This is a genomic window from Streptomyces sp. NPDC057565, from assembly GCF_042801455.1.
Classification (GTDB): domain Bacteria; phylum Actinomycetota; class Actinomycetes; order Streptomycetales; family Streptomycetaceae; genus Streptomyces; species Streptomyces yanii.
Map to the genome: position 1 here is coordinate 64,912 of NZ_JBHVFU010000034.1, position 26,022 is coordinate 90,933.

Annotated in this window: 18 protein-coding genes and 4 pseudogenes; 12 read left to right on the forward strand and 10 right to left on the reverse strand. The window is 68.0% G+C overall.

The window, feature by feature from the left end:
• Window positions 1-224: 224 nt before the first annotated feature.
• The 3 genes from ACFU8W_RS35880 to ACFU8W_RS35890 form a co-directional block, all read right to left on the reverse strand.
• Complete coding sequence (locus tag ACFU8W_RS35880; protein WP_384046568.1) at window positions 225-1,604, reverse strand: amidohydrolase family protein; 1,380 nt, start codon at window positions 1,602-1,604, stop codon at window positions 225-227.
• Window positions 1,601-1,912, reverse strand: a complete 312-nt coding sequence (locus ACFU8W_RS35885; RefSeq protein WP_384046571.1) for a hypothetical protein — start codon at window positions 1,910-1,912, stop codon at window positions 1,601-1,603. Before ACFU8W_RS35885 ends, ACFU8W_RS35880 begins: the two co-directional genes overlap by 4 nt.
• A 499-nt stretch (window positions 1,913-2,411) precedes the next feature.
• Entirely contained in the window at window positions 2,412-3,860 is a 1,449-nt protein-coding gene (locus ACFU8W_RS35890) for an aldehyde dehydrogenase family protein (RefSeq protein ID WP_384046573.1), read from the reverse strand.
• Window positions 3,861-3,933: 73 nt separating this feature from the next.
• Here ACFU8W_RS35890 and ACFU8W_RS35895 point away from each other — a divergent pair, with 73 nt between their 5' ends.
• Together ACFU8W_RS35895 and ACFU8W_RS35900 are read left to right on the forward strand one after the other, a co-directional pair.
• Window positions 3,934-5,016 carry an NAD(P)-dependent alcohol dehydrogenase gene (locus ACFU8W_RS35895; RefSeq protein ID WP_384046576.1) on the forward strand — a complete coding sequence of 361 codons (1,083 nt, stop codon included), beginning with the start codon at window positions 3,934-3,936 and terminating at the stop codon, window positions 5,014-5,016.
• Window positions 5,017-5,159: 143 nt separating this feature from the next.
• A complete protein-coding gene (locus tag ACFU8W_RS35900; protein WP_384046580.1) occupies window positions 5,160-7,379 on the forward strand; it encodes a cytochrome P450 in 2,220 nt (739 codons plus the stop codon).
• A 240-nt stretch (window positions 7,380-7,619) separates the two neighbouring features.
• Here ACFU8W_RS35900 and ACFU8W_RS35905 read toward each other — a convergent pair whose 3' ends face one another.
• Window positions 7,620-8,153 (reverse strand): TetR/AcrR family transcriptional regulator, encoded by a 534-nt coding sequence (locus ACFU8W_RS35905; RefSeq protein WP_384046624.1) that lies wholly within the window; start codon window positions 8,151-8,153, stop codon window positions 7,620-7,622.
• Window positions 8,154-8,175: 22 nt separating this feature from the next.
• A complete protein-coding gene (locus tag ACFU8W_RS35910; protein WP_384046583.1) occupies window positions 8,176-9,012 on the reverse strand; it encodes an alpha/beta fold hydrolase in 837 nt (278 codons plus the stop codon).
• Window positions 9,013-9,300: 288 nt separating this feature from the next.
• Here ACFU8W_RS35910 and ACFU8W_RS35915 point away from each other — a divergent pair.
• Window positions 9,301-9,474, forward strand: a pseudogene (locus ACFU8W_RS35915) (IS110 family transposase); the annotation flags it as partial.
• 268 nt (window positions 9,475-9,742) lie between these two features.
• Window positions 9,743-13,822, forward strand: a complete 4,080-nt coding sequence (locus ACFU8W_RS35920; RefSeq protein WP_384046586.1) for a discoidin domain-containing protein — start codon at window positions 9,743-9,745, stop codon at window positions 13,820-13,822.
• A gap of 65 nt (window positions 13,823-13,887) precedes the next feature.
• Here ACFU8W_RS35920 and ACFU8W_RS35925 read toward each other — a convergent pair.
• Window positions 13,888-14,235, reverse strand: a pseudogene (locus tag ACFU8W_RS35925) (transposase); the annotation flags it as partial.
• 251 nt (window positions 14,236-14,486) lie between these two features.
• Window positions 14,487-15,050, reverse strand: a complete 564-nt coding sequence (locus ACFU8W_RS35930) for an Lrp/AsnC family transcriptional regulator (RefSeq protein WP_384046589.1) — start codon at window positions 15,048-15,050, stop codon at window positions 14,487-14,489.
• 303 nt (window positions 15,051-15,353) lie between these two features.
• On the opposite strand from ACFU8W_RS35930, the gene ACFU8W_RS35935 reads away from it, so the two are divergent.
• The 6 genes from ACFU8W_RS35935 to ACFU8W_RS35960 all read left to right on the forward strand — a co-directional run bounded on the left by ACFU8W_RS35935 (window position 15,354) and on the right by ACFU8W_RS35960 (window position 23,272).
• Window positions 15,354-16,232 (forward strand): transketolase, encoded by an 879-nt coding sequence (locus tag ACFU8W_RS35935; RefSeq protein ID WP_384046592.1) that lies wholly within the window; start codon window positions 15,354-15,356, stop codon window positions 16,230-16,232.
• A complete protein-coding gene (locus ACFU8W_RS35940; RefSeq protein WP_384046595.1) occupies window positions 16,225-17,241 on the forward strand; it encodes a transketolase family protein in 1,017 nt (338 codons plus the stop codon). The genes ACFU8W_RS35935 and ACFU8W_RS35940 overlap by 8 nt, the downstream gene beginning before the upstream one ends.
• Window positions 17,238-18,452 (forward strand): aminotransferase class III-fold pyridoxal phosphate-dependent enzyme, encoded by a 1,215-nt coding sequence (locus tag ACFU8W_RS35945; protein WP_384046599.1) that lies wholly within the window; start codon window positions 17,238-17,240, stop codon window positions 18,450-18,452. The genes ACFU8W_RS35940 and ACFU8W_RS35945 overlap by 4 nt, the downstream gene beginning before the upstream one ends.
• Entirely contained in the window at window positions 18,452-19,564 is a 1,113-nt protein-coding gene (locus ACFU8W_RS35950; protein WP_384046602.1) for an alcohol dehydrogenase catalytic domain-containing protein, read from the forward strand. The genes ACFU8W_RS35945 and ACFU8W_RS35950 overlap by 1 nt, the downstream gene beginning before the upstream one ends.
• 605 nt (window positions 19,565-20,169) lie before the next feature.
• The gene (locus ACFU8W_RS35955) at window positions 20,170-21,639 is read left to right on the forward strand and encodes an aldehyde dehydrogenase family protein (protein ID WP_384046605.1); all 1,470 of its coding nucleotides are present in this window, start codon (window positions 20,170-20,172) and stop codon (window positions 21,637-21,639) included.
• Window positions 21,640-21,811: 172 nt separating this feature from the next.
• Entirely contained in the window at window positions 21,812-23,272 is a 1,461-nt protein-coding gene (locus ACFU8W_RS35960; protein ID WP_384046608.1) for an APC family permease, read from the forward strand.
• A 51-nt stretch (window positions 23,273-23,323) separates the two neighbouring features.
• On the opposite strand, the gene ACFU8W_RS35965 is transcribed toward ACFU8W_RS35960, so the two are convergent.
• Window positions 23,324-23,695 (reverse strand): hypothetical protein, encoded by a 372-nt coding sequence (locus tag ACFU8W_RS35965; RefSeq protein ID WP_384046611.1) that lies wholly within the window; start codon window positions 23,693-23,695, stop codon window positions 23,324-23,326.
• A 78-nt stretch (window positions 23,696-23,773) separates the two neighbouring features.
• Between ACFU8W_RS35965 and ACFU8W_RS35970 the strand changes: the two are divergent.
• Both ACFU8W_RS35970 and ACFU8W_RS35975 read left to right on the forward strand, forming a co-directional pair.
• Window positions 23,774-24,297 (forward strand): annotated as a pseudogene (locus ACFU8W_RS35970) (transposase family protein).
• A 57-nt stretch (window positions 24,298-24,354) separates the two neighbouring features.
• Window positions 24,355-25,257: pseudogene (locus ACFU8W_RS35975) on the forward strand (transposase); the annotation flags it as partial.
• 27 nt (window positions 25,258-25,284) lie between these two features.
• On the opposite strand, the gene ACFU8W_RS35980 reads toward ACFU8W_RS35975, so the two are convergent.
• Window positions 25,285-25,575: a transposase gene (locus tag ACFU8W_RS35980; RefSeq protein WP_384046614.1), complete on the reverse strand. Its 291-nt coding sequence runs from the start codon at window positions 25,573-25,575 to the stop codon at window positions 25,285-25,287.
• Between the two features lie 13 nt (window positions 25,576-25,588).
• Window positions 25,589-26,022, reverse strand: a 434-nt coding sequence (locus tag ACFU8W_RS35985; protein WP_384046617.1) for an IS30 family transposase, incomplete at its 5' end; no start/stop codon positions are given.

Sequence of the window (26,022 nt, forward strand, 5' to 3'; positions counted from 1 at the left end):
CGCCCCGTCGGGGCGGTCGTGGCGGCGGGGGGTGACGGTGCGTCGGCGGGTTCGATGCCTCGGTGTGGCTCGGCACGGGAGACACGCTTGTGCGGGAAGTGGGGTTCCTCGCTCGCGGCGACGCACTACGGAGGAGTCATCGGTGGTGATGCGGGCGCGCTCGGCGCGCGGGTTGTGTGCTGCCGGGAAGCGGAATGTCCACGACGTTCGACGGTGGGCACCTACTACCGGCCGTCGGCCGACTCCGTGGGCCAGGTCGGGCGGGGTGTGCGACCCGCGCGCCGTAGGAGGGCGGCGGAGCGGTCGGCGGCAGCGGCTGCGAGGGCGTCCGGATCAACGCCTGTCGGCCGCCGGTCACGGACGACCACGCGGCCGTCGACCAGCACATCACGAACGGTGCGCGACACATGGCCCCATACGAGCTGGCGGGCCAGATCGCCCCGGGGTGTCCAGGCGGGGTCTCTGGTGTCGAGTACGACGATGTCGGCCGCCTTGCCCACTTCCAGGGAGCCGATCCGGTCGCCCAGGCCGATCGCCTCGGCGCCGTCGACCGTCGCGAGCGCGAACGCCTGCTCGGCGCGGATCGGGTCGGGCGGGTCACGGTCGCGTTCCAGCGCGGCGAACAGGTAGGCGGCCAGGAGAATGTCCGGGGCATCGCCCGCGTTGTGCGCGTCGCAGCCCAGCGCCACCCGGCCGCCCCTCCGCACCAGTTCGGCGTGGCGCGAGGCGCGGGTGTACCCCTGGGCGAGCCGCAGATAGGCCCCCGGGCAGGAGGCGACCGAGGTGCCGGTCTCCAGGATCGCGTCGACCTCCGCGTCGTCGAGCCACACGGCGTGCCCCAGCAGCAGACGCGGGCCGAGTACGCCCAGCTCACGGAAGTGGACCACCGGCCGACGCCCGCACCGCAGCGCGTATGCCTCGACGTCCGCGGGTCCCGGCGAGATGTGCCAGGTCAGCCCCGTGTCGAGCCGTTCGGCCAGGCTCGCGGCCCCGGTGAACAGTTCGTCGCTGGCCAGGTCGTGGCCGACGAGTGTCACCCACCCGGTGACCGGTCCGGTGACCGGCAGGGACCGGACGATGTCCTCCTGCCGGGCGAGCACCTCGTGCGCGGGCGCGCCGAGCGGCACGTCCTTGGCGTCCCAGCCCCAGCCGCCGACCCGTGCGCGGACACCCGCCGCGCCCAGACCGGCGGCGACGCGTTCGGGGTAGGCCACCGTGCCCGGCTCCAGCACCGTGGTGATGCCCCGGGACAGGCACTCGACGGCGGTGATGGTCGCGGCCAGTTCGTCGTCGTCACCGTCGGCGTGGGCGTGCAGCGGGACGATCCAGTCGAAGATCGACTCCTGCGAGCCGATGCTGTCCGGGATCGTGCTGCGTACGAGGGGGTCGACGGTCGTGTGCTGGTGTGCGTCGATCAGGCCCGGGATGAGGACGCAGCCCGACGCGTCGATCTCCCGCGCTCCGGGGAAGCGGGCGCGCAGTTCCTCGGCCGTGCCGAGCGCGGCAATGCCGTTCTCCGACACGGCGACCGTGGCACCGGTGAGGACGCGCCGCGCGGAGTCCATCGTGACGACGTCGCCGCCCACGATCAGCAGGTCGCTCATGGGTTGATCACGCCCTTGCCGATGGGTGAATGCGGGCGGTCGGCGGGGGCGGTGAGCGACCGGGCCCCGGGGTCTCGGACGACCGAGCCGTCCGCAGCACCGGTCGACGCCTCCGATGCGCCGAAGTCCGTTCCCGGCACGTGCGCGGGACAGCGGCCAGGGGTCGGGCCCGCACCCTTGACCTGTGACAGGGCCGGGCGGTTCGGCCCACGGTACGCAACGTCGACGAGGTCGCTCGGTCTGCGTTTCCGTTCCGGGACGTCCTGCGGGAACGCCCCCACGTACCCGCCGAATTCGGTCTGCACCATGACTCTCACCGCGCAGCCTCCTCACCTTCGCCCGTCTCGCATTGCGAGTCGGTGGAACGTATTGTGAGGTACTCTGCCGCCGCTGCCCGGTGGTGTCAACGCTCCTGCACCACTTCTTCGCCTCGCCGGCGTCTCACTTCTTCACAAGGCCGACGGCCCAGGTGGCGACGGGTGGAGACCGGTGAGAAGACAGCCGTCGCCGGGCCGCGAGGGGGCTCGGCAACGAGTGGGATGCCGGTTCCGCGTCCGGCCGACAAGGAATGAGCGAGTGCCGTTTCAGCGCGAGCTCGTGAGCCGCTGTCCGTGCGGTGCCGCCCGGCGCCCACGCGCACGGATCACCCGGACCAACGGTCTCGGCACACACCGCTGGCGTCCTTGAGACACGCGCGGGCGGTGCCACGGTCCGCCGCCCGCGCGGCAGGTCAGTCACCGGTCGGGGCTCCGGACCGCTTGTCCGGCGCTCCGGCGGTGACCCCCGTCGCACCCGTCGTGTCCGGTCTCAGCGCGCCAGCAGCCGGATGGCCACGCCCTTCTCCTGGGTGTACTCGCGCAGCGCCGCGTACCCGCCGCCCCTGCTGAAGCCGCTGTCCTTCTGCATGTTGAACGGAAAGCCGATCACTCCGGCGTCGTGGAACTGGTTGACCGCCACCTGCCCGGAGCGCACGTCCTTCGCCAGTCGCAGCGCCCGCGAGATGTCGTTGGTCCAGACGCATGCCAGGAGACCGAAGTCGGTGGCGTTCATCAACTCTGTCGCCTCGGCGGTGTCGCGGAACGACTGGACGGCGAGAACCGGGCCGAAGACCTCCTCGCGGGCGACGCGCATGCGCGTCTCCACACGGTCGAACACGGCCGGCCGGACGAACCACCCCTCATCGGCGGTTCCGCCACCGGTGACCAGCCGAGCCCCCTCGCGAGGCGCTTGCGCCAGAAAGCCGCTGACGCGGGCGAACTGCGCGGCACTGACCAAAGGCCCCATGTCCGGGTCGGCCTCCCACGGCCCGGTCGTGACCGCGGCCATGGCGGCGGCGACCCGCTCCACCACCTCGTCGTGCACCGACGCCTCCACGAGCAGCCGGGAACCGGCGTAGCAGTTCTGCCCCGCGTTCTCGGTGATGGAGGTGACGATCGCGGGGATCGCCGTGTCGAGGTCGGCGTCGGCGAAGAGCACGTTCGGCGACTTGCCGCCGAGTTCCAGCTTCACCGGGACGAGGTTCTGTGCTGCGGCCGCCATGATCGCCCGTCCGGTGGCGGTGGAGCCGACGAAGCTGATGTGGTCGACCCCCGGGTGCGAGGTGAGGGCGACGCCCGCCTCGGGGCCGAGGCCCGCCACGACGTTGATCACACCCGGCGGGAACCCGGCGCGGTGGGCGAGTTCGACGAGTGCGAACGGGGCCAGCGGTGCGATCTCGGACGGTTTGAGGACGACGGTGTTGCCCGCGGCGAGCGCCGGCGCCACGTTCGCGGCGGTGAGCACGGCGGGGACGTTCCACGGGATGACGATGGCGCACACGCCGTACGGCTCGGGAACCGTGTAGCCCAGGTAGTCGGGACTGCGGGTCGGCAGCGTGACCCCCGTGAGCTTGTCGGCCGCGCCGGCGAAGTAGTCGATGATGCCGTGGGCGATGTAGATGTTCGTCCGACCCCCGGACAGAGGCTTGCCGACGTCCTGTGCCTCGACGGCCGCGAGCGCCTCGATCTCGGTGATGATGAGGTCGGCCCAGCGCCGGATCAGCGCCCCGCGCTCGCTCGGATTGGTCGCCGCCCAGGCGGGGAAGGCACGACGCGCCGCGGTGACCGCGTCGTCCACATCGGCGCGGCCCGCCCGGGCGACCTCGGTGATCACCTTTCGGGTGGCCGGATCGAGGACGTCCAGCGTGCCGCCGTCGCGGGCCGCCACCCACGTGCCGTCGATGAAGTGCTGGGAGGAAGGAAAGCCGATAGCCGCCATGAAGGGAACATTGACCGGCCCTGTCACGCATGTCAATATGCAGTCTCGCTTTGTGAGGCACTGAGGAGGCCCCGTGCGTGCCACCGCCGCTCTGCTGGAGCAGCCCGGACAGCCGTTCGTCCTGACCGAAGTGGACCTGGAAGATCCCCGCCCGGACGAGGTGCTCGTCCGCGTCGCCGCTGTCGGTGTCTGCGGTACGGACCTTGAGTTCGCCGGCTTCTTCCCCACGCCCGCGCTGCTCGGGCACGAAGGGGCGGGCATCGTCGAGAAGGTCGGCGCACAGGTCACCTCCGTACGTCCGGGCGACCACGTCGCCATGTCCTTCACATCGTGCGGTACCTGCGCCCTGTGCCTGACGGGCTCGCCCGCCTACTGCCGAAGCTTCGACGCGGTGAACTTCTCCGGCCGCCGGCCCGACGGCTCCACCGCGGTGACCCACGGGGGGCTGGAGGTCAACGCGCACTTCCTCGGTCAGTCCTCGTTCGCCAGCCATGTCGTCGCACCGGAGCGGGCGGTCGTCCGGATCGACCCGTCGTGGGACCTGCTGCGTGCCGGACCTTTCGGCTGCGGCTTCCAGACCGGAGCGGGCGGTGTGCTCAACGTGCTGCGGCCACGCCCCGGCTCGTCGATCGCGGTCTTCGGAGTCGGGGCCGTCGGCGCGGCCGCCGTCATCGCCGCCTCGTTGAGCGGCTGCGAGGTCATCGCGGCCGTCGACGTGAACACGGCCAAGCTCGGAGCGGCCCGCGGCTTCGGAGCCACGCACTGCGTCGACTCCTCGGCCGAGGGGGCCGCCGGACAACTGGCCGACCTGGTGCCCGAGGGGTTCGACTTCGTCATCGACACGACTGGGCGCGAGGACGTCCTGCGCACCGCCGTGGAGGCACTCGGGCCGCTCGGTCACGCCGGTGTCATCGGCGTCGGCCCCAGCGAGACGATGAGCTTCGACTGGCGCAGCATCCTCAACGGACGCACGGTCACCGGCATCGTCGCCGGGTCCAGCCTGCCGAGACTGTTCCTGCCGCAGTTGCTCGAACTCAACGCCGGGGGCCGGTTCCCGGTCGAGAAGATGATCACCTACTTCCCGTTCGAGCAGATCAACGAGGCCGTCGCGGCAGTCCGGTCCGGCTCGGTCGGCAAAGCTGTGCTGACCTTCTGAGCCGACCTTCTCGGTGTTTCCACGAGACGTTGTCAGGCTCGGCGGCACGCCTTAGGGTGACCGACACCGATGAGGCTGCTGACATCCGGTGGCGCGGCCGGACAACACCGCGCACAGTTTCGAGCACGTGGAGCGTGCCCACCATGTCCGCCGACTTCGACATCGCTTCCGACATCGACTTCGACCACCACTCCGACAAAGCCAACGCCGATCCGGTCGCCTACTACGCGGACTTCCGTGAGAACTGCCCGGTAGGCCGCTCGGCTGCCCATGGTGGCTTCCACTACACGACGCGGTACGCCGACGTGGCCCGTATCGCCCGCGACGACGCGACGTTCTCCTCAGCTCGCAGCGACCACGGCGGGCAGGGGGTCGGCATCGTCATCCCCAAGGGACCTGGGCTCGAACAGTATCCGATCGAGCTGGACCCGCCGCGTGCGACCGAGTACCGGGAACTGATCAACCCGCTGCTGACCCCGGAGGCCGTCGGCCGACTGGTTCCCATGATCGAGCGTCATGCCGCCCGCGTCGTGGACGACTTCATCGAGCTGGGCTCCTGCGACTTCGTCCGCGACCTCACCAACCCGCTGCCCGCCGCGGTCACCCTGGACTGGCTGGGTTTCCCCGAGGAGGACTGGGCAAAGCTGGCCGGGCCGATCCACGACATCTTCGCCGCACCGGCCGACAGCGAGCGCGCCGTGCGCGGGGCCACGGGGCTGGCCTATATGGACCAGCGCATCCGCGAGTTGATCGCCGAGCGCCGCTCCGCACCACGGGCCGACGCGGTCAGCGCGCTGGTTGCCGGCCGACGCGCCGACGGCAGCGCGTTCGGCGAGGACGAACTGGTGTCGGTGATCGGCCTGCTCATCGCGGGCGGCGTCGACACCACCACCTCCCTGACCGGATCGACGCTCGTCCACCTCGCCCGCCACCCCGAGCAGCGCCGGAGGCTGATCGACTCCCCCGATCTGCTGGACAGCGCGACCGAGGAATTCCTCCGCGCGTTCGCCCCGTCGCAGTCGATGGCGCGCACGGTCACCAGGGAGGTCGAGGTCGGTGGCTGCCCGATGCACGCGGGCGACCGGATGCTGATCCCATGGGTCGCCGCGAACCATGACCCCGCTGTGTTCCCCGACCCCACGCAGATACGCCTCGACCGAGACGCCAGCCGCCACCTCAGCTTCGGCATCGGATCGCACCGGTGCGCCGGCGCCCACCTTGCCCGGGCCATGTTCCGCGCGATGATGACGCAGGTCCTGACCCGGCTGCCCGACTACCGGGTGATCGAGGAGGGGCTCGTTCCCTACCCCACGCGCGGCAACCAGTCCGGCTGGGACGCGGTCCCGGCGGTCTTCGCGCCCGGTCCCCGGGCGGCAGCGGCGGCAGGCACGGCCCGCGCGCTGAGCACGCCCACCCCGCTGCGGGTGACCGCGGTGCGTGCCGCGGCCGAGGGCGTCGTCGCCGTCGACCTCGGCCTGCCGGACGGAGGTGAACTCCCCGCGTGGCGGCCCGGGGCGCACGTCGAGCTGCGTCTGCCCTCGGGCCGACTGCGTCAGTACTCGCTGTGCGGTGACCCCGCCGACGCCACGACCTGGCGCATCGGGGTCCTGCGCGAGCCCCAGGGGCGGGGCGGTTCGGCCGAACTCCACGAACTCGCCCGCCCCGGAGTCACGTTCGCGGTACGCGGGCCGCACAACCACTTCCCGCTCGCCGAGGCGCCGTCCTACCTCTTCCTCGCCGGGGGCATCGGCATCACACCGATCCTCGCCATGGTCCGCGAGGCCGCGGCACGTGGCACACCCTTCACCGTCGTGTACGGCGGACGCACCCGCTCGACCATGGCGTTCGCCGACGAACTCGCCGCCGTCGCCGGCGACGCGCTCACCCTGCTCCCGCAGGACGAGGCCGGGCTGCCGGACCTCCCCCGGCTGCTGGGCGGGCTGGACACGGACACCGCCGTGTACGTATGCGGGCCGACACCGATGCTGGCGGCAGTCGAGCGCGAGTGCACCCTCCTGAATCTCACCGACCGGCTGCACCTGGAACGCTTCACCGCAGGCGACGACCTCGAAACGACGTTCGACGCCACGGAGAACCGGACCTTCGAAGTCCAGCTCGCGCGCACCGGCGGCACGCTCACCGTACCGCCCGACCGCCGCCTCATCGAGGTCCTGCGCGATGCCGTGAGCGGCCTGTCCTACGACTGCGAGAAGGGATACTGCGGCGCCTGCGAGACCCGCGTCCTCGCCGGGACACCGGAGCACCGGGATTCCGTGCTCAGCGACGAAGAACGCATCGCCGGGCGCACCATGATGATCTGCGTCGGGCGCTGCCGGAGCGACCGACTCGTCCTGGACCTCTGACCCTGGCCGGCCGACGGACCACGTCCGTCGGCCGGCCCCCGGGCACCGGTCGGCTCCCGCGGGGGCCGGCAGCAGGCGCGAGGCATCCCCCGTCGACCCGCACTGCGGCCGAAGGCACACGCCCAGAGCACCCTCGCGCTCCTCCCTCGGCGGCGTCGGCGACACGCCTGCGGTAGCCGTACCGCGCCCAGCCACGCCCGCACACCCGGGCTGCGGTCGTCACAACTGGCCGTGCGTTTCTCAAAGAGTGCGCAGGCCCCGGTCGGCGAAGGCGATCAGCCACTCGAAGCTCTCGTCGATGTCGGCGCTCCACTGGAAGCCTCCTGCCGACTGCAACGTGGCGAAGCCGTGGCAGAGGCTGCGCAGCATGCGCAGGGCGTGGTCCACGTCGGACTCTGCGATCTCGTAGCCGCGCAGGACCGCCGTGAACGAGTCGAGCAGCCGCTGGCCCGCGGTGGCCAGCGGATCGTCCGGGCCGGACGGTTCCATGCCGATCGTAGCGGCGTACCGGCCGGGGTGCTCCAGGACGAAGGCGCGGAAGGCGCGGGCCGCGGCCGCCAGGGCGTCGCGGCCCGCGTACCCCTGGACCGCGACGCCGACGGTGTCGGCGGCCTCGCGCAACGCCAGGGCCGCGATGCGCCGGTTGAGGTCTTCCTGGCCGCCCACGTGCTTGTACAGGGACGGGGTACGCACACCCACCCGCTCGGCCAGCAAACCCATCGTCAGGTTGGCGAGGCCCACCTCGTCGGCGAGGGCGGCACCGGCCGCGACCACGGCCGCCGGGTCCAGGCCGGCCCTAGGCACGAGCGGCGTCCGATCGGAGGAAGGCGAGCATGAGCGAAACCACCTGGTCGGGGAACTGGTCGTGCGGGTAGTGCCCGGCACCCTCGATCGTCTCAAGGCGACCGAGGCCGGACGGCAGGGCATCAACGATCGCCGAACCCTCGGCGTGCGGGTCGGCCCAGTCGGGGTCGAGCGTGCCCATCACAACCAGGACCGGGCAGCGGACCTTGCCGAGCTGCGCGCCGGCGTCGGTCGGGGCGCTGCGGCCCATGCCCTGCAGGGCCTTCATCCGGCCCGGCTCGCTCAGCAGGGAGTCGATGCGGTCGAGCCGCTCGGCCCAGTCGGCCGGCTTCACGCCGGGGTAGGCCACATCGAGGTACGAGCGCCAGAGCGGCACGCTGCCGAACGCGCCCGTGCCGAGCAGCCGCAGCATGCCCCGCCTGAAGCGCTTCACCCGCAGGTCGGCGAGGCGGATCGACTGCTTGCGGGTGAACGGCGCCAACTCGACAACCGCGGTGATCAGCGAGGGCTCCTGCGCCGCGGCGATGGTGGCGGCGCCGCCGGAGATCGAGTGGCCGACAAGCACGGCCGGGCCGCCCAGGTGGCGGATCACGGCGAGCAGGTCGCCGGCGATGGCGGTGCGGCTCCAGGCCGGCCAGCCGACGCTGGACTCGCCGCAGCCGCGCAGATCGACCGTGGCGACCCGATAGCCCGCCGCCACCAGCGGCGGGATCACAGCACGGTACGCGGCGCGGCTGTCGCCCATGCCGTGCGCGAGAACGATCAGCGGTCCGGACCCCGCCACCTCGTAAGCGATCGTGCCGCCGTCGACGGCGAGGTACTCGGTCATGACATCTCCCAGGTTGGCTAACTTGTATAGCTAAAAGCTAATCTTATTAGCCGGACCTGTCAACGTGGCCGCTGCCACGGCTCCCGGTACCGGCTCCTCGCCTGCGACCAGTGACAACGCGCCGCTGATCACGCCCCCGACCGCCTTGGCGGGCCGGCATACGTCGCCCTCCACCGGCCGCCGCGCCCCACAGCGGCCCTGCCGCCGGCCCGTATGCCTCTACCGGCGCAACACCTGCCTCAACCCCCGCGGCCACGCTGGCCACGCGTGCGAACACCAGGACCGCCCCTCTTCCTCTCCGCGTTCGCCGCCCTGTGAGACCCGGCATCCCGGGCCTACTACGGCAGGAAGATCTCGCAGGGCAAGCACCACACCCAAGCCCTCCTCTGCATCACACAACGACGAGCCGACGTCCTCTTCGCCATGCTCCGCGACGGAACCTTCTACGAACCCCAATCCGCCGCGGCCAGACGAGAGTTCAGACCGAGAGCCGGCCCCCAGGCCGAAGCCGCTGCCGAGCTGCCTCGAGCCGCTGGTCATAGTCAGGCGCGAATACCACCACACGCTCGACGCATCCCGCCCACGTAGGTCTCAACGGATCCACGGGCCGGACATCGCGCCAACTCTTGACAGAACATCCACAGGATTACAACCTATGGCAACGTTGTCAGGCGGGCTCGTGCAGGCCGCCTGCTCTTGAGGGATTCACCTGAAACGGATCACGTCACTCATGCCTGACCAGTCATCTCACCCTTCCCGCAGAGCAGTTGTCGCAACCGGCTCCACGCTGCTCGCAAGCCTCGGGCTCGGGGTCGCGCTCCCCGGGACGAGCCATGCGGCCGGGCCCGCAATCTCTACCGGCACCGCAACCGGCTCCCGGGGCGAACTCGCCGCGTACCGCCCGGTCGAGGTGTCGTCGGTCGACTACGCCCCCACACCCGGCGAGTTCGTGGTGGACAGGCTCAACTCCACCGGTGTGAAGGGCAGCGGGTGGCGCGCCGCCGACGGCGACCCGCAGTGGATCTCCGTCGACCTCCAGTCCGAGTGCGAGGTCGACTCGCTACGGCTGACGTTCGAAGCCACCAAGGACGACCCCGTCTTCACGCCGTCCACCAGCGGCAATCCGCGTGACAGCACAACGGGCCAGGAGATCCTGTCCAGCTGCGCGGTGGAGTTCACCATCGAGACGTCCCGGGACCGCCACGCATGGACCACGGTGTACCGGACCGCCTCCGGCGTCGGCGGGGTGGTGGAGATCGAGCTGGACAGTCCCTCCACGGCACGCTGGGTGCGAATGACCGTGACGAAGCGGTCGAACTCCAACCCGCTGGGTCTCAACGGCTTCGAGGTGTACGGCACGGCCAAGGGCCACAGGCCCGCCGCCACCGGGTGGACCGACTGGGGCACGCACAACCACGAGGCACCTGCGCTGAAGGTCGCCGACGACGGTACGGTCCCGCTGGAGTCGGGCTGGACCCTGACGATGGACGAGTGGGCCGGCGCCGAGGGCGCCGAGCTGTCCCTGCCCTCGGTGGACACCAGCCGCTGGCTGCCCGCGACGGTGCCGGGTACGGTTCTCGGCTCCCTGGTGGACCAGGGCCACCTGCCCGACCCGGTCTCGGGGATGAACAACCTCCACATACCGGAGGCCCTGTCGCGCCACGCGTGGTGGTACCGGCGCGGCTTCCGTCTGCCGCGCGGCCTGCGCACCGGCTCGGGGCGTCGTGTCTGGCTGGAGTTCGACGGCGTCAACCACAAGGCCGACATCTGGCTCAACGGGCAGCAGGTGGGCGGGCTGACGTACCCCTTCGCCCGCTCCGCCCACGACGTGACGCGCCTGCTGGCATCCGGCGGCGAGCAGGCGCTGGCCGTACGGATCACACCGATGCCCTTCCCCGGCAGCCCCGGGGACAAGAGCGAGGCGGGCCTGGCCTTCGTGGACGCCGGCGCCACCATGATGAACCGCAACTCGCCCACGTACCTGGCCGCCTCCGGCTGGGACTGGATGCCGGCCGTACGCGACCGCGTCTCCGGCATCTGGAACCACGTGCGGCTGCGCTCGACGGGGCACGTGGTCATCGGCGACCCACGCGTCGACACCACGCTCCCCCACCTGCCCGACACCGGCACTGCCGAAGTGACGATCGTGGTGCCGGTGCGCAACGCCGATTCCACCGAGCGGCGCGTGACGGTCACCGCGTCGTTCGACGACGTGCGGGTCTCACGGACCGTCACGGTGCCGGGTGATGAGAGCACCGACGTGATCTTCGCGCCCGCCGACCACGCGCAGCTGCGGGTGCGCAATCCCGAGCTGTGGTGGCCCAACGGCTACGGCGAGCCGACCCTGCACGACCTCACGCTCGTCGCGTCGGTCGACGGCGAGGAGAGTGACCGGCGCACCACACGCTTCGGCATCCGCCAGTTCGGTTACGAGTACGCGGTGCCGCTGCCCTTCGACGGTGGGACCAACGCGTACACGCAGTCGGTGGAGCTGGGCCCCAGGAAGGCGCGGTACGTGCGGATCAGGTGCCTGACACGCACCACGAACTGGGGTTCGTCGCTGTGGGGCCTCTCGGTGATCGACAGCGCGGCGCCCGGTATCGACCTGGCCCTGCACAGGACCGCCACGGCCTCGACCGTGGACGAGCCGGGCCACGAAGCCGCCAACGTCACGGACGGGGATGCGAGGACTCGATGGTCGTCGGCGTTCGAGGACGACCAGTGGATCCAGGTGGACCTCGGCGAGTCCGTCTCCTTCGACCGGGTGGAGCTCGTCTGGGAGCAGGCGTACGCCAAGACGTACGTGGTGCAGGTCTCCGCCGACGGCGACACCTGGACAGATGCGGAGTCCGTCGACAACTCAGCGGTGCCGCTGCCGTTCCAGAACGCCAACGCAAGCCTGCAGAGCGTGGATCTCGGCCACCGCACGGCACGGTATGTGCGGCTCAACGGCGGTGAGCGGGCGACGAGTTGGGGAACGTCGCTGTGGAGCCTGTCGGTGATCGACAGTGGGAAGCCCGGCACCGACCTGGCCCTGCACAAGACCGCCACCGCCTCGACGGAGGACGGCTCGAACACAGCGCAGAACGCCACCGACGGCAAGCCCGGCACTCGCTGGTCCTCGGCGTACGAGGACAACCAGTGGATCCAGGTGGACCTTGGCGAGTCCGTCTCCTTCGACCGCGTCGTCGTCGTGTGGGAGTCGGCCTACCCCAAGACGTATGTCGTCCAGATCTCCGACGACGGGGACACCTGGACGGACGTGAAGTCCGTCGACAACACCCCGGAACCGCTGAAGATCAGCGTCAATGGTGTGCGGGTCTTCTGCCGGGGCGGCAATTGGGGCTGGGACGAGCTGCTGCGCCGGATGCCGGCCGAGCGGATGGACACGGCGGTGCGGATGCACCGGGACATGAACTTCACCATGATCCGCAACTGGCTCGGCAGCAGCAACAGGGAGGAGTTCTTCGCAAGTTGTGACGCGTACGGCATGCTCGTGTGGAACGACTTCCCGAACGCCTGGGCCATGGACCCACCGGACCACGACGCCTTCAACAGCCTGGCACGGGACACCGTACGGCGCTACCGCATCCACCCCAGCGTCGTCGTCTGGTGCGGTGCCAACGAGGGCAACCCGCCCGCGGCGATCGACACCGGCATGCGCGAGGCAGTCCGGTCGGAGGCGCCCGGTGTCTTCTACCAGAACAACTCGGCCGGCGGCATCATCTCCGGCGGCGGCCCCTACGGCTGGGTGGAGCCGGAACGCTACTTCTCCCGGTCCACCTACGGCGGCGGCCACTTCGGCTTCCACACCGAGATCGGCATGCCCGTGGTGTCCACTGCGGAGAGCATGCGCAGCCTCGTCGGCGACGAGCCGGAGTGGCCGATCGGTGACGCGTGGTACTACCACGACTGGAGCACCAGGGGGAACCAGGCTCCGCAGAACTACCGTGCCGCAATCGAGGCCCGGCTCGACACGGCCGTCGGCCTGGACGACTTCGCCCGAAAGGCACAGTTCGTCAACTACGAGAACACCAGGGCGATGTTCGAGGCCTGGAACGCCAATCTGTGGAAGGACGCCAGCGGCCTGATGCTCTGGATGTCCCACCCGGCCTGGCACAGCACCGTATGGCAGACCTACGACTACGACTTCGATGTCAACGGCACCTATTACGGGGCACGCAAGGCATGCGAGGCCGTCCATGTGCAGGCGGACCCGCAGAAGTGGGAGGTCGTCGCGGTCAACCACACCGCGCGCGGCCTGAAGACCGTGACCGTCACGGCCCGGCTCTTCGACCTGAACGGACGGCAGCTCGGGTCCACCCACCGCACGAAGGTGGATGTCGCCCCCTCGGGCACGACACCGGCCTTCACGGCCGACTTCGGAAAGGATCTGCCCGGCCTGCACCTACTGCGGCTGACCCTGGAGGACAGCCGTGGCAGAACCCTTTCGGAGAACACATACTGGCGCTACCGCGAGACGGCCGACATGAAGGCGCTCAACAAGGCCAGGACGGTCAAGGTCACCGCCGACCTCGGCCACGTCTCCCGGTCGGGGACGCGCCGCACGATGCCCGCGACCATACGCAACCGGGGCTCGGTGGTCGCGTCGATGGTGCGGCTCTCATTGCTGGACGCCGACAACGGCGGGCGCGTGCTGCCGACGCTGTACAGCGACAATTATGTGTGGCTGCTGCCCGGGGAGTCGCGCACGGTGACACTCTCCTGGCCCGCGGACGCGCTACGGTCGGGGCGGCCCGCGCTGCTGACCGAGGGATACAACAGCGCGCGCACGGTGACACACGCCTAAGGGCTGTCCCGTCAATGATCTTCTGGTTGCCTCGGGCATGATTGGCCGCCGTGCGGCCTGCTTGCCTATCCGGCCAGTGCGAGGTTGTGCATCCGGGCAATGCCAAGCATGGCGTGGTGGACGCCCTCGCCCTTGTGGCGGCAGTCGCGGAGGATCTTCCACGTCTTCATCCGTGCGAAGACGTGCTCGACGCGGGCCCGGACCTGCTTGTGGGACTTGTTGTGATCCTCTTTCCACTCCGGGAGTTCGGTCTTGCCGCGCTCGTGGCGGTGAGGGATAACGAGTCCGGTGCCCGGGTAGCCGCCGTCGGCAATCGTGAGGGTCTTGCCGACGGCGGCCTTGGCGCCGGACTCCCCCCATGCCTTGCAGTCGTTACGGTTCCCGGCGAGCGGCCGGCCGACTACGACGACCAGGCCGCTCGCGCAGAGAGGACGAATCAGTGCAGGTCGCGGGCGGGTCCGTGGCCTGGCACTGGTCAGGGCTTGGGCTCGCCAGTTCTTCGCTGATGCGCGCAGCAGCGCGGCGGACGAGGTTGGGGTTGCGCAGTTCCGTCGCGTGTTCCTCCAGGGCGGCGGTCAGCTCGTCCAACCTCGCCTGTGCTGCGGCCAGCTTGAGGCGGTTGGCGCGGGCGAGTCGCCCCCGCGCGACCTACATCGACGCAGCATCAGTCACGAAATGCAGCTGCCGTGCTGGTGGAGTCGCGTGGGGGAATGGGACGCCGCATCTCCTCGTATCCGCTCACGTACTCCATGTGCTGCACGCCGATGAAATGGTCGAACACGATGCTAGTGGTAGTCGCGGCCACAGGGCCCGTACTGAGCCTCGTGGAGACGAAGTCGCGCAGTTGCGCGCTCGAGGTGCACGCCACATGGATCAGGAAGTCGTCCGGGCCACCCATGAAGAACACGTTGAGTACCTGTGGGAATCGAATGACACGGCCCGCATAAGACTTCACCTGATCCCGGGCCTGGGCCTGGAGTCGTACGAACACGATGGCCTGGATCGGAAATCCGAGCGCCTCGTAGTTCACGAAGGTATTGATCGACCTGATGACACCCAGATTCTCAAGCCGTTTGATCCGGGCGTGGCACGTCGACGGGGCGATGCCAGCCTTGCGTGACAGGTCGTTGTTGGACATCCGGCCGTCCGTAGTCAGTTCCCAGAGCAGAATCTCGTCGATCTCGTCAATCTTGATCTCCCTGGACCGCTCGTTCACGTAGCGCTGCATTGGTGACCTCCTCGTGCACAGCCTGGGCTGCCGAGCCGCGGCCTGTCCGCGATACAGCAGGACTTTCGGAGTTACGTGGGCAGTTTCGAGCAAGGATGAAAAACCTGCCTAAATCAAGCGTAATTCCGAAGGATTTTCGTAATCAGCGACGCCTCGTCGAAGGATCTACCAACATGGACATGAGGTCAACCCGGGAGGGTCGGCGTGACGCACACCACACGGTCTTTCGCTGCAACGCGATTCGGCGACGCCCACCGCTACCCACCTGACACCGTCACGACCCTGCAAGGGAGCAGCAATCCAGTGATTCCACCAAAGGGAACGCCCGAACGGAAGGCGCAGCTCGACCAGTTGGCCGACCGCGCGAAGTTCATCCGGCTCGAAACGGTGCGGCTCTCCAAGATCGCCGGGGCGGGCCACTACACATCCTCGTTCTCGGCCGCAGAGCTGTTCGCCGCCCTGTACTACTCGGTGCTGAATTACAAACCGGCGGAACCGAGGTGGGTGGACCGGGACCGGTTCGTGCTCAGCAAGGGGCACGCCGCGATCGGGCTGTACCCGGTGCTGGCCGACGTGGGCTTCTTCGCCCCGTCCGAACTTGACACCTACACGCGCCTTGGCAGCCCGTTCGGTGACCACCCTGACATGAAGAAAATCCCCGGCATCGACTTCAGCTCGGGTTCGCTCGGCCACGGGCTGTCGATCGCCGTCGGCATCGCGCTGGGCGGGCGCGTCGGCGACCGGCCGTATCGGACCTTCTGCATGCTCGGCGACGGCGAACTGCACGAGGGGCAGGTCTGGGAGGCGGCCAACGCCGCCGGCCACTACCGGCTGGGCCAGCTCGTCGCGATCGTCGACCGCAACAAGCTGTGCATCGACGGCTTCACCGACGACGTGATGAGCGTCGAGCCGATCGAGGACCGCTTCAACGCATTCGGCTGGCAAACCCACCGGGTTGATGGCCACGACTTCGACGCTCTGCTCGACGTGTTCGACGCACTGCCCAATGTGCAAGATGGCCCACCGCAACTCATCGTGGCGGACACGGTGAAGGGCCGCGGTGTGCGGCTCATGGAATACAACCCCGACTGGCACGTCGGCAACCTCGTCGGTGCCGACTACGACAACGTGATCGCGGAACTGCAGGCGGGTCTGCGGCCGCTGGAGGCTGCAAATGACTGAGAGTCAGGACCAGGCAGAAATCTTCGGCGGTGGCGCGGCCAAGCTGCGCGACAAGCGCTCCTTCGACGGCAGCGACGTCAGCTCCATCCCGGCGTTCGTGTTCGGCGAAGAGCTCGCCGAACTCGCCGACAACGACCCCCGCATCATCGTGCTCACTGCCGACCTCGCCAGTGCGAACCGGGCCACCGACTTCGCTGCGCGGCACCCTGAGCGCTTCTTCAATCTGGGCATCGCCGAAAAGGGGATGATCACCACCGCGGCAGGCATCGCATCGTGCGGCTACGTGCCGTTCGCCGCGACGTTCGCGTCATTCTCGGCGTTGTTGTGCGCGGAGCAGATTCGCACCGACTGCGCCTATCCGCGGATGCCGGTGCGTATCGTCGGCCACCACTCCGGCATGTCGATGGGGTTCTATGGCACCAGTCACCACGCCCTGGAAGATCTTGGTGTCCTGCGCACGTTCGCCGAACTGACGGTGGTGTGCGCGACCGACGAGAACCATCTGCGCGCGGTGTTGCGGGCCTCGGTGGACCACCCCGGCGCGATGTACATCCGGCTCGGCCGCGGTCGCGATCCCGAGGTCTACGCCGGAGTCCCTGACATTACGCTGGGCAAGGCGATCCGGCTGCGCGAGGGCGCAGACCTGACGATCGTGGCCACTGGCAGCGAGGTCAAACCCGCTCTAGACGCCGCGGAATCCCTTGCCGCGCAAGGCATCAGCGCGCGCGTCGTCGACATGCACACCGTGGCCCCGCTAGACGTCGACGAGGTGCTGGCCGCGGCGCGTGATACCGGCGCCATCCTGACAGTTGAGGAGCACAACGTCACCAACGGGCTTGGCACGGCCGTCGCAGAGGCGCTGTTCGAAGGTGGCGCACGCGCGGTGCCGTTCTACAAGCACGGCGTGCCCGACGAATACATCCCCGTCGGTCCGCCCGCCGCGCTGTACGCGAAATACCGTCTCGACGCCCCCGGTATCGCGGAGGTCGCTAAGGAGCTGCTCGGATGATCAACAAGAACGACACCCGCTTGGCCAAGCGGTCCCAGATAGTGATTCCCGGCGGGATCTACGGGCACATGGCCGTGCGGGGGTTCTCCGACACGTTGCCGCAGTACATGGCCTACGGCAACGGCTGCCGCATCACCGACACCGATGGCAACACGTACATCGACTTCATGTGCGGGTGGGGCCCGATCGTGCTCGGACACCGCCACCCCACGGTGGAGCGGGCGGTGACCGAGCAGCTCGGGCGGGGCGACTGCCTAAACGGCGCACCGCCGGTGATGGTGGAACTCGCCGAGCTACTGGTCGACACCGTTGCGCACGCCGACTGGGCGCTGCTGGCCAAGAACGGCACCGACGCCACCACCGTGTCGGTGACGATCGCGAGGGCGGCAACCGGACGGCGCAAAGTGCTAATGGCGAACGGCGCCTATCACGGTGCAGTGCCGTGGTGCACGCCTGTCACTGCGGGCGTCACTCCAGAGGATCGTGCGCATCTTGACTATTTCGATTTCAACGACCTGGAGTCGGTGCGCGCCGCTGCGGCGCGGGCCGGCGACGACCTGGCTGCCATCATCGTCTGCCCACACCGGCACGACGTGAATAACGATCAGGAGCTGACGGATCCCCAGTTCGCGCGCGGACTACGTGAGCTGTGCGACCGCATGGGTGCCGCGCTGATCCTCGACGACGTCCGCTGCGGCTTCCGGCTCGACATCGCGGGTAGCTGGGAACCGATGGGCGTGCGGCCCGACCTGTCGGCATGGTCGAAGGCCATCGCGAACGGGTATGCGCTGGCGGCGGTGACCGGCACCGACGCTTTGCGGGACGCGGCGAGTCGGATCTTTACGACGGGCTCGTTCTGGTTCTCTGCGGCGTCAATGGCGGCGGCTGTCGCCACCATCACCGAGCTGCGCGAAAGCGACGCGCTGGAGCGCATCGCGCGGGCGGGGCAGCGGCTGCGCGACGGGCTCGCCGCGCAGGCGTCGGCGCATGGGTTCGAGGTGATTCAGTCGGGTCCGGTGCAGATGCCGCTGCTGCGGTTCGCCGGTGACGACGACTTCACATTGACCCGGCGTTGGACCGACGAGGCAGGCGCGCGCGGGGTGTACGTGCACCCGTACCACAACTGGTTCCTCGGGGCCTCTCACACCGATGCCGATATCGACGAAGCCCTCGAGCGCACCGACGGCGCGTTCGCGGCACTCACCCGCTGATGAAAATCACCGGAGCGGTGCTGGAAGAGTCCGGCCGTGCAAGGCCTTTTGCAAAGTCACGCCCGATCACGGTCGGCGAGGTCGAGCTCGGTGAGCCAGGTCCGACCGAGATCCTCGTCAAGGTCGAGGCGGCCGGTGTGTGCCATTCGGATCTGAGCGTGGTCGACGGAAATCGCTTGCGGCCCACCCCGATGCTGCTCGGCCATGAGGCCGCGGGCATAGTGGTGGCCGTGGGTGCGGCGGTTACCGACATCGCACAGGGCCAGCGTGTGGTGATGTCGTTTGTGCCCCGTTGCGAACGGTGCGAGGCGTGTGCGGAGGACGGGCGCCTGCCGTGTTCGGCAGGCACGGCCGCCAACAATGCGGGCACCCTGCTGCACCAATCGCGCCACCTGCGTCGGGGTGCCGAGATCGTCCACCACCACCTCGGTGTGTCTGGCTTCGCCACGCACGCTGTAATCGACCGTGCATCGGCCGTTCGTGTCGGGGCCGATATCCCGCCCGATGTCGCGGCGGTGCTCGGATGCGCGGTCCTCACTGGCGGCGGCGCCGTGCTCAATGTCGCGAAGCCGGCGCCCTCGGATTCGGTGATGGTCGTCGGGCTCGGAGGCGTCGGCATGGCCGCGATCATCACGGCGAAAGCACAAGGCGTCGAGCGGGTCATCGCTGTCGACGCCATCGCCGCGAAACTCGATCAAGCGACCGATCTCGGCGCGACCGAAACCTACACGCCTGCGCAGGTCGAGCGGCTAGGTATCAAGGCCCGGTACGTCGTCGAATGCGCAGGACACCCCAGCGCATTCGAAACCGCCTTCGCCGCCACGCAATCGGGCGGTACGACGATCACCGTCGGGTTGCCTTCCCCAGCCGCGCGCGCGTCGCTGTCCCCGCTGACCATCACCGCCGAAGCCAGAACTGTGGTCGGAAGCTATCTCGGCTCTGCCATGCCGTCCCGCGACATCCCCCGCTACGCGCAGATGTGGCGGGACGGGAAACTGCCTGTGGAGAAACTCATTTCGTCGCGGATCGAGCTGGGCCAGATCAACGAGGCGATGGACCTGCTCGCGGACGGCCTGGCCATCCGGCAGGTGATCGTGTTCGACACGGCCTGATTCCTACACGGCTCTGATACTCGCTTGCTTCCGCAGTTGGCGGGCGTGCAGGAGCGGCACCGACCTCGACCGCAAGCGCATCAACTGGCAGGAAGCCCTCGGGCACCTCCTCGCCGCGTTCGCGGACGAGACTGCCAGCCGTGTCTTCGATCGCATGAAGAAGGCCGCCAGCTGACGCACAGCAAGAAAGGCGCCCGGCCAATTGTAGTGGCCGGCCGCCCTCTTGCGTACGTGCCGCACCGTACCGGAGCGCCCCGACACGGCCGGCCGTCAGGCCTGGCACCGCTGCCCGAGGGGCCGCCACCGATCCGCAGACACGTTCGGTGGTGTTCCCCCTCGAAACAGTTATCGCCGAAGAATTTTCGGACCACAGCGGCTGCGTGTCATCGGTGGGCTGAAAATTATCGAAGATTGTCGACCAGAATCGTCACGACCTTCGGAATTCGTTCGCCGACCAAATGTGGTCTGCATCATAGTCGGGGCACTTGCCGTACGAGATCACGAAAACACCTCTGACACAAAGTTATTGACCCACTCCGTGGCAGCCCCGTCATCCCATCTCGAACCATGCAGCGGTGCGCCGCGTTTATGAGAGGAGCTCAGAGATGAGCACAGAGACCGAAACCCTTGTCCGGTATCGGATGTCGATCGCCGGACAGGACCGCGACAGTGCGTCCGGCGAGATCATCGAGGTTCGCAACAAGTTCGACGGTGTCGTCATCGGCACCGTCCCCGCAGGCACCGCCGACGACGCGCAAGCCGCTCTCGACGCGGCGCAGGGCGGCGCCGAAATCTGGTCTGCCACACCGGCATTCCGGCGGGTAGCAATCCTCAAGGCGGCGGCGGCGCAGATCCGCGCACGTCGCGACGAGCTCAGCTCTGTGCTGTCCGCCGAGAACGGCAAGACCATTGCGAACGCCTCCATGGAGATCGACACAACCGTCCGGATCTTCGAGGGCTTCGCCGAGGAGTCGCTGCGGCTGTTCGGGCAGACCATCCCCCTCGACATCCAGGAAGGCCTGCAGACCGACCTGATGATCACTGTGCGGGAACCGCTCGGCGTCATGGTGGGCATCCTGCCGTTCAACTTCCCCGCCGAGCTGTACGCTCACAAGGTCGGCGCCGCCCTTGCGGCGGGCAACGCGATCGTGGTGAAGCCGCCGGAGGACGACCCTATCGCGACGATCCTGCTGACTGAGATCCTGCATCAGGCGGGCGTGCCTGGCGCCACACTTCAGCTGGTAACGGGGTACGGCGACGTGGTCGGCGACCATCTCTCGAAGAGCCCCAATATCGCCGCGGTAACCTTCACAGGCAGCACCGAGGTCGGCGCGATCATTGCGGCCAATGCCGGCCGCAATGTGGTGCGGGCGTTCCTGGAACTCAGCGGAAACGACGCATTCATCGTCTGCGAAGACGCCGACATCGATGCTGCGGTCGACCACGCCGTTGCGGGGCGGATCTACGCCAACGGGCAGGTATGTGTCGCCACCAAGCGCATCATGGTCTCGCGCTCCCGCTACGACGACTTCCTTCTCAACTTGCGCGCCAGGGTGGAGGCTCTGCGCGTGGGCGACCAGACCGATGAGAACACCGACGTCGGGCCGCTGATCAGCGTCGACGCCGCCCGTGTGGTGGAACGCCAGATCCAGGAGGCGGTGGGTCAGGGCGCGCGCCTGCTTGTCGGCGGCACCCGCGACGGAGCGTTCATCACGCCCGCCCTGTTGGAGATCGACACGAGTGTCGGCATTGCCACCGACGAGGAGATCTTCGGCCCGGTGTTCTCCGTGCTGGCGGTCGACAGTCTCGACGAGGCGATCGAGATCGCCAATGCCTCGCAGTTCGGGCTCAACGCCGCGGTATTCACCGCCGATCTCAAGCAGGCGATCAGGGCCGGGCGCCGGATCAAGGCCGGCATCGTATCGGTCAACGGCGGCAACGCCTACCGACCGGACGTGGCCGCGTTCGGCGGGTACAAGAAGAGTGGTCTAGGCAGGGAGGGTATCGCCTACACCCTCGACGAGTTCACTCAGGTCAAGAGCATCGTGCTTCGCGGAGTCATCACCGAAGACTGAGTCGCGCGGTAGTCACACCGAAGATCCTTCGGAATCCGACCCTCGATCAGGAATCGCCGGTGTTACTTCGCGCGAGAGTTACGCAAATGTCGCACCGCCCTTCCTCGAACGCTCTATCGCGCCGGTCTCGGTGTCATGTTTACCCCGACAATGTCGTCAGGAAGTTACACACATGATCAGCTCACCACAATCTCAATCGACGGCCACCGCCGTAGACCCGTCGCCCAGTGGCGCGGTCAAGCTGCACCGTGGGCTCGGCGTCGGGTCAATCGTGTTCATGGTCGTCGCCGCGGCCGCGCCTCTGGCCGTGGTGACCGCCAGTGTGCCGATCATCATCTCGGTCAGCGGTAGCATCGCGGCGCCACAGTTCTTTCTATTTGCGACAATCATCCTGGGGCTGTTCTCCGTCGGCTTCACGTCGATGAGCAAATACGTGCCAAACGCCGGCGCTTTCTACTCCTACATCCAGCGCGGACTGGGCAGACACGTCGGCGTTGGTGCGGCCGCGCTGGCGCTCGGGTCGTACGGGGTGATGCTCGTAGGCCTCTACGCGTATCTCGGGGTGGCCACGACAAAGCTGCTGACCGCCGTGCACATAGGCGCGCCGTGGTGGACCAGCGCCATCGGGTGGGTGTTGATCGTCGGCTTCCTCGGCTATCGCGATATCGAGTTGAGCTCGAAGGTGCTCGGGGTGCTGCTGGTCGCGGAGACGCTCGCCGTGGTGATCGTCGACATCGGGATCATCAGTCACGGTGGGCACGGCGAGCTCAGCCCCGTGCCGTTGTCGCCGTCCGCGTTCGCGACGGGCGCGCCGAGCCTCGGCCTGATGTTCGCGTTTTTCTGCTTCATCGGCTTCGAGGCCACCGCAGTGTTCCGCAATGAGGCAAAGGATCCGGACCGAACCATTCCGCGCGCAACGTATATCGCGGTGCTGTTCATCGGCGTCTTCTACGCGATCGCGGCATGGGCGGTGGTGCAAGGACTCGGCATCGGCAACGCCGTCGACGTGGCCTCCAGGGGACCGGAGAGTGTCGTGCAGAGCTTGGCAGCCACGTACGTCTCGCCGATCCTGACCGACGTGATCCAGGTGTTGCTAGTGACCAGCTTCTTCGCCTGTGTGCTGTCGTTCCACAACGTCATCACCCGCTACCAATTCACGCTGGCTGCAAAAGGTTTGCTGCCGAAGGCCATCGCGGAGGTCGACGACAAGCACCACACGCCTTCACGGTCGTCGCTGGCCTTCACAGCGATTTCGCTGACCGCGATGGTGGCCGTCGCGGTGTTCGGCTGGGATCCGATTACGCAGACCTACATGTGGTTCTCGGGCGCGTCGACGCTCGGCTTGATCGCGCTGATGGCGATGACCAGCCTTGCCGTGATTGTGTTCTTCCACACGAAGGCCCGTGGGCCCAGCGTGTGGCATGCGGTGATTGCACCAGGGCTGGCATTCATCGGGCTCACCGTGATCCTGGTGCTGGTCATCGGAAACTTCGCACTGCTGGTCGGAAGCACAACCAACGCAATCGTTTTGGGCGGCATCATCACAGCGACGTTCGCCTTGGGGCTCGCCGTCGCCGAACGTATTAGGCGCGCCCATCCCGATCGTTACCAGGCGCTGGCCCAGGACGGCTAAGGGCTGTCCCGTAACTGCTGGTCATCTCCGACGGGAGACGGCCTGCGGCGGTCAGCCGAAGATGAGCTCGACGTCCTTGTCCAAGCAGTACTTCATGACGGTGACCAGTTGGCAGGCGTCGTCGACGCGTCGCTGGAGAACGGGGTCGCTGTCCTCGTGTTGGAGCTGATCGAAGATCGCCTCCAGCCTGGGCAGCATGGCTGCGCATTGAGCGGGCGTGAGAGAGCCGTCATCGTCTGGATGGTCGAACAGTGGTACCAGCGTGGTGGAGATGCTGCTCCACGTGTGGTCTCCACCGAATCCGTTCATCTCAGCAAGGGTGAATCCCTCTGCGTGGGCGAGCCACTCCCTGAACATGCTGAAGCCGGTGTAGGACCAGGAGACGTCCGGGCTGGTCACGTCGCCGTCTCCTGGGAAGAGCATGAGCCCCATCCTGTCCTCCTTCCCGGTGCTCAGGATCAGTCGCAGGGAGACGTGTCGGCAACTGAAATGATCTACCGCATGGCTGGTGTGATCACGGCGTCGGAGTCGTCATGGATAGCCCCGTTCACTGGGCTGAGTCCGAGACAGTTCGGCAAGCTGGGTCACCGCGCTGCGGCGTCAAGGCGCGGACCCGGTGCGCAAGGGCAGACCGTGGAGCCTGCCTCTGGAGGACCCCGTCCTGCTGATCGCCGCGTACTGGCGGACGAACCTGACCCTGCGGCAGCTGGCGCCGCTGTTCGGCATCTCGAAGTCCGCGGCCGACCGCCAAGGCCGCCGTCGGCAAGACCCTCACGATTGCCGACGGCGGCTACCCGGGCACCGGACTCGTTATCCCTCACCGCCACGAGCGCGGCAAGACCGAACTCCCGGACTAAAAAGAGGATCACAACAAGTCCCACGAGCAGGTCCGGGCCCGCGTCGAGCACGTCTTCGCACGGATGAAGACGTGGAAGATCCTCCGCGACTGCCGCCTCAAGGGCGAGGGCCTCCACCACGCCATACTCGGCATCGCCCGCCTGCACAACCTCACCATCGCTGGGTGACCCAGAAACGAGCAGGCCCGCAGGCACGCTCCAGATGACGCGTTTCGGCGTGGGCATGGTGCCTTGTATGACGCGCTGGCCTGCGGGGCGGTCGATACCGGTGCGCTGCGGGGACTGCTGGCGGGTGCCTGGGAGAGGCCGGTAGATGACGGGCCGTTGAAGATCGCGGTGGATGTCTCGCCGTGGCCTCGTCCGGACGCGGAGACCAGTGCGGAGCGGTGCCACTGCTATACGGCCTGTCGTTGCGACGGTTCACGCAAGATGATCCCGGGCTGGCCGTATTCCTTCGCGGCCGGTCTGGAGTGGGGCGCGAGCTCGTGGACGGTGCTGCTGGACGCAGTCCAGATTGGCCCGGACGACGACGCTACCGTGGCGACGGTGCGCCAAGTCGCCCGCCTGGTCGAGCAGTTGACGGACACGGACCTGCTCATTGACCGGCCTGCTCCGGTGATCGTGTTCGACTCGGGCTATGACCTGAGCCGGATCAGCTACCTGGCAAGGGGGGAGGGTCTGGCGGTGCAGGTCCTGGGAAGAGTCCGCTCAGACCGGGTGTTCTTCGGCGCGGTGTCCGCGTGCCGCCGGGACGGCAAACCAGGGCGGCCGCCCCGGCACGGAGAGCGGTACGCGCTCAAGGAATGGGCCAGCTGGCCAGCGCCAGACGAGCAGTTGCACGCCGAGAGCCCCCGTTACGGAAAGGTCGAAGTCAGTGCCTGGCACAGGCTGCATCAAAAGCTCGGGCGCCAAGGCAGCTGGGCATCTCTGCCCGCGAGGGACAAGTTACCCATCGTGGCGGGCACTTTGGTCCGCATCCATGTCGGGCATCTGCCAGGCAACCGCACCCCCGAGTACGTATGGCTGTGGCACAACGCCCCCACCGGAACCGCCTTCGACCGCGACCTGCTGTGGAAGACCTATCTACGCCGCTTCGATCTTGAACACACCTTCAATGAGCTGTCCTGAGTTTCGTAGCGGCCGGTTGGTGTGTTTTCAGACGGCGTTCGTTGTCGCTTGTGATGGGTAGTGCTGGGCCTCGAATTCTTCGGGTGGAACGTAGTCGAGGGCGGAGTGCAGTCGCCTGGTGTTGTACCAGCCGACCCACTGGACAACGGCGTGTTCGACCTGGTCAGCGTCTCGCCAGGGGCCATGGTGCTCGATCAGCTCTGCCTTGAAGGAGCCGTTGAGTGCCTCGGCCATGGCGTTGTCGTAGCTGTCGGCGACGGAGCCGACCGATGCGGTCGCGCCGGCCTCGATCAGCCGCTCGCCGTAGCGGATCGACACATATTGACTGGATTCAACCGGTCGTTGCAACACCGGCTTGTTGGAGCAACAGTAGCTGCTCGTTGAACGCCTCGGCCGGTGTCTTCCAGCCGAGCGTCTTGCGGGGTCTGGTGTTGAGAGCGTGGGCGACGGCCTCGATCTCCTCGGCGGACCACCTCGAGAGATCGGTGCCTTTCGGGAAGTACTGGCGCAGGAGCCCGTTGGTATTCTCGTTCGTGCCGCGCTGCCACGGGCTATGAGGATCGGCGAAGAACACTGGAATGCCGGTCTCGACTCTGAACTGCGCATGCGCCGACATCTCCTTGCCCCGATCCCATGTCAGCGACCGTGTCAGCTGCTCGGGCAGCGTCGACATCGTGTTGGCGAGTGCGTTCTTCATCGTGATCGCCCCATAACCGGCCAGCGCAGGACCATTCTTGACCGTGTGCTTGTGCCGGTAGCCTTCCT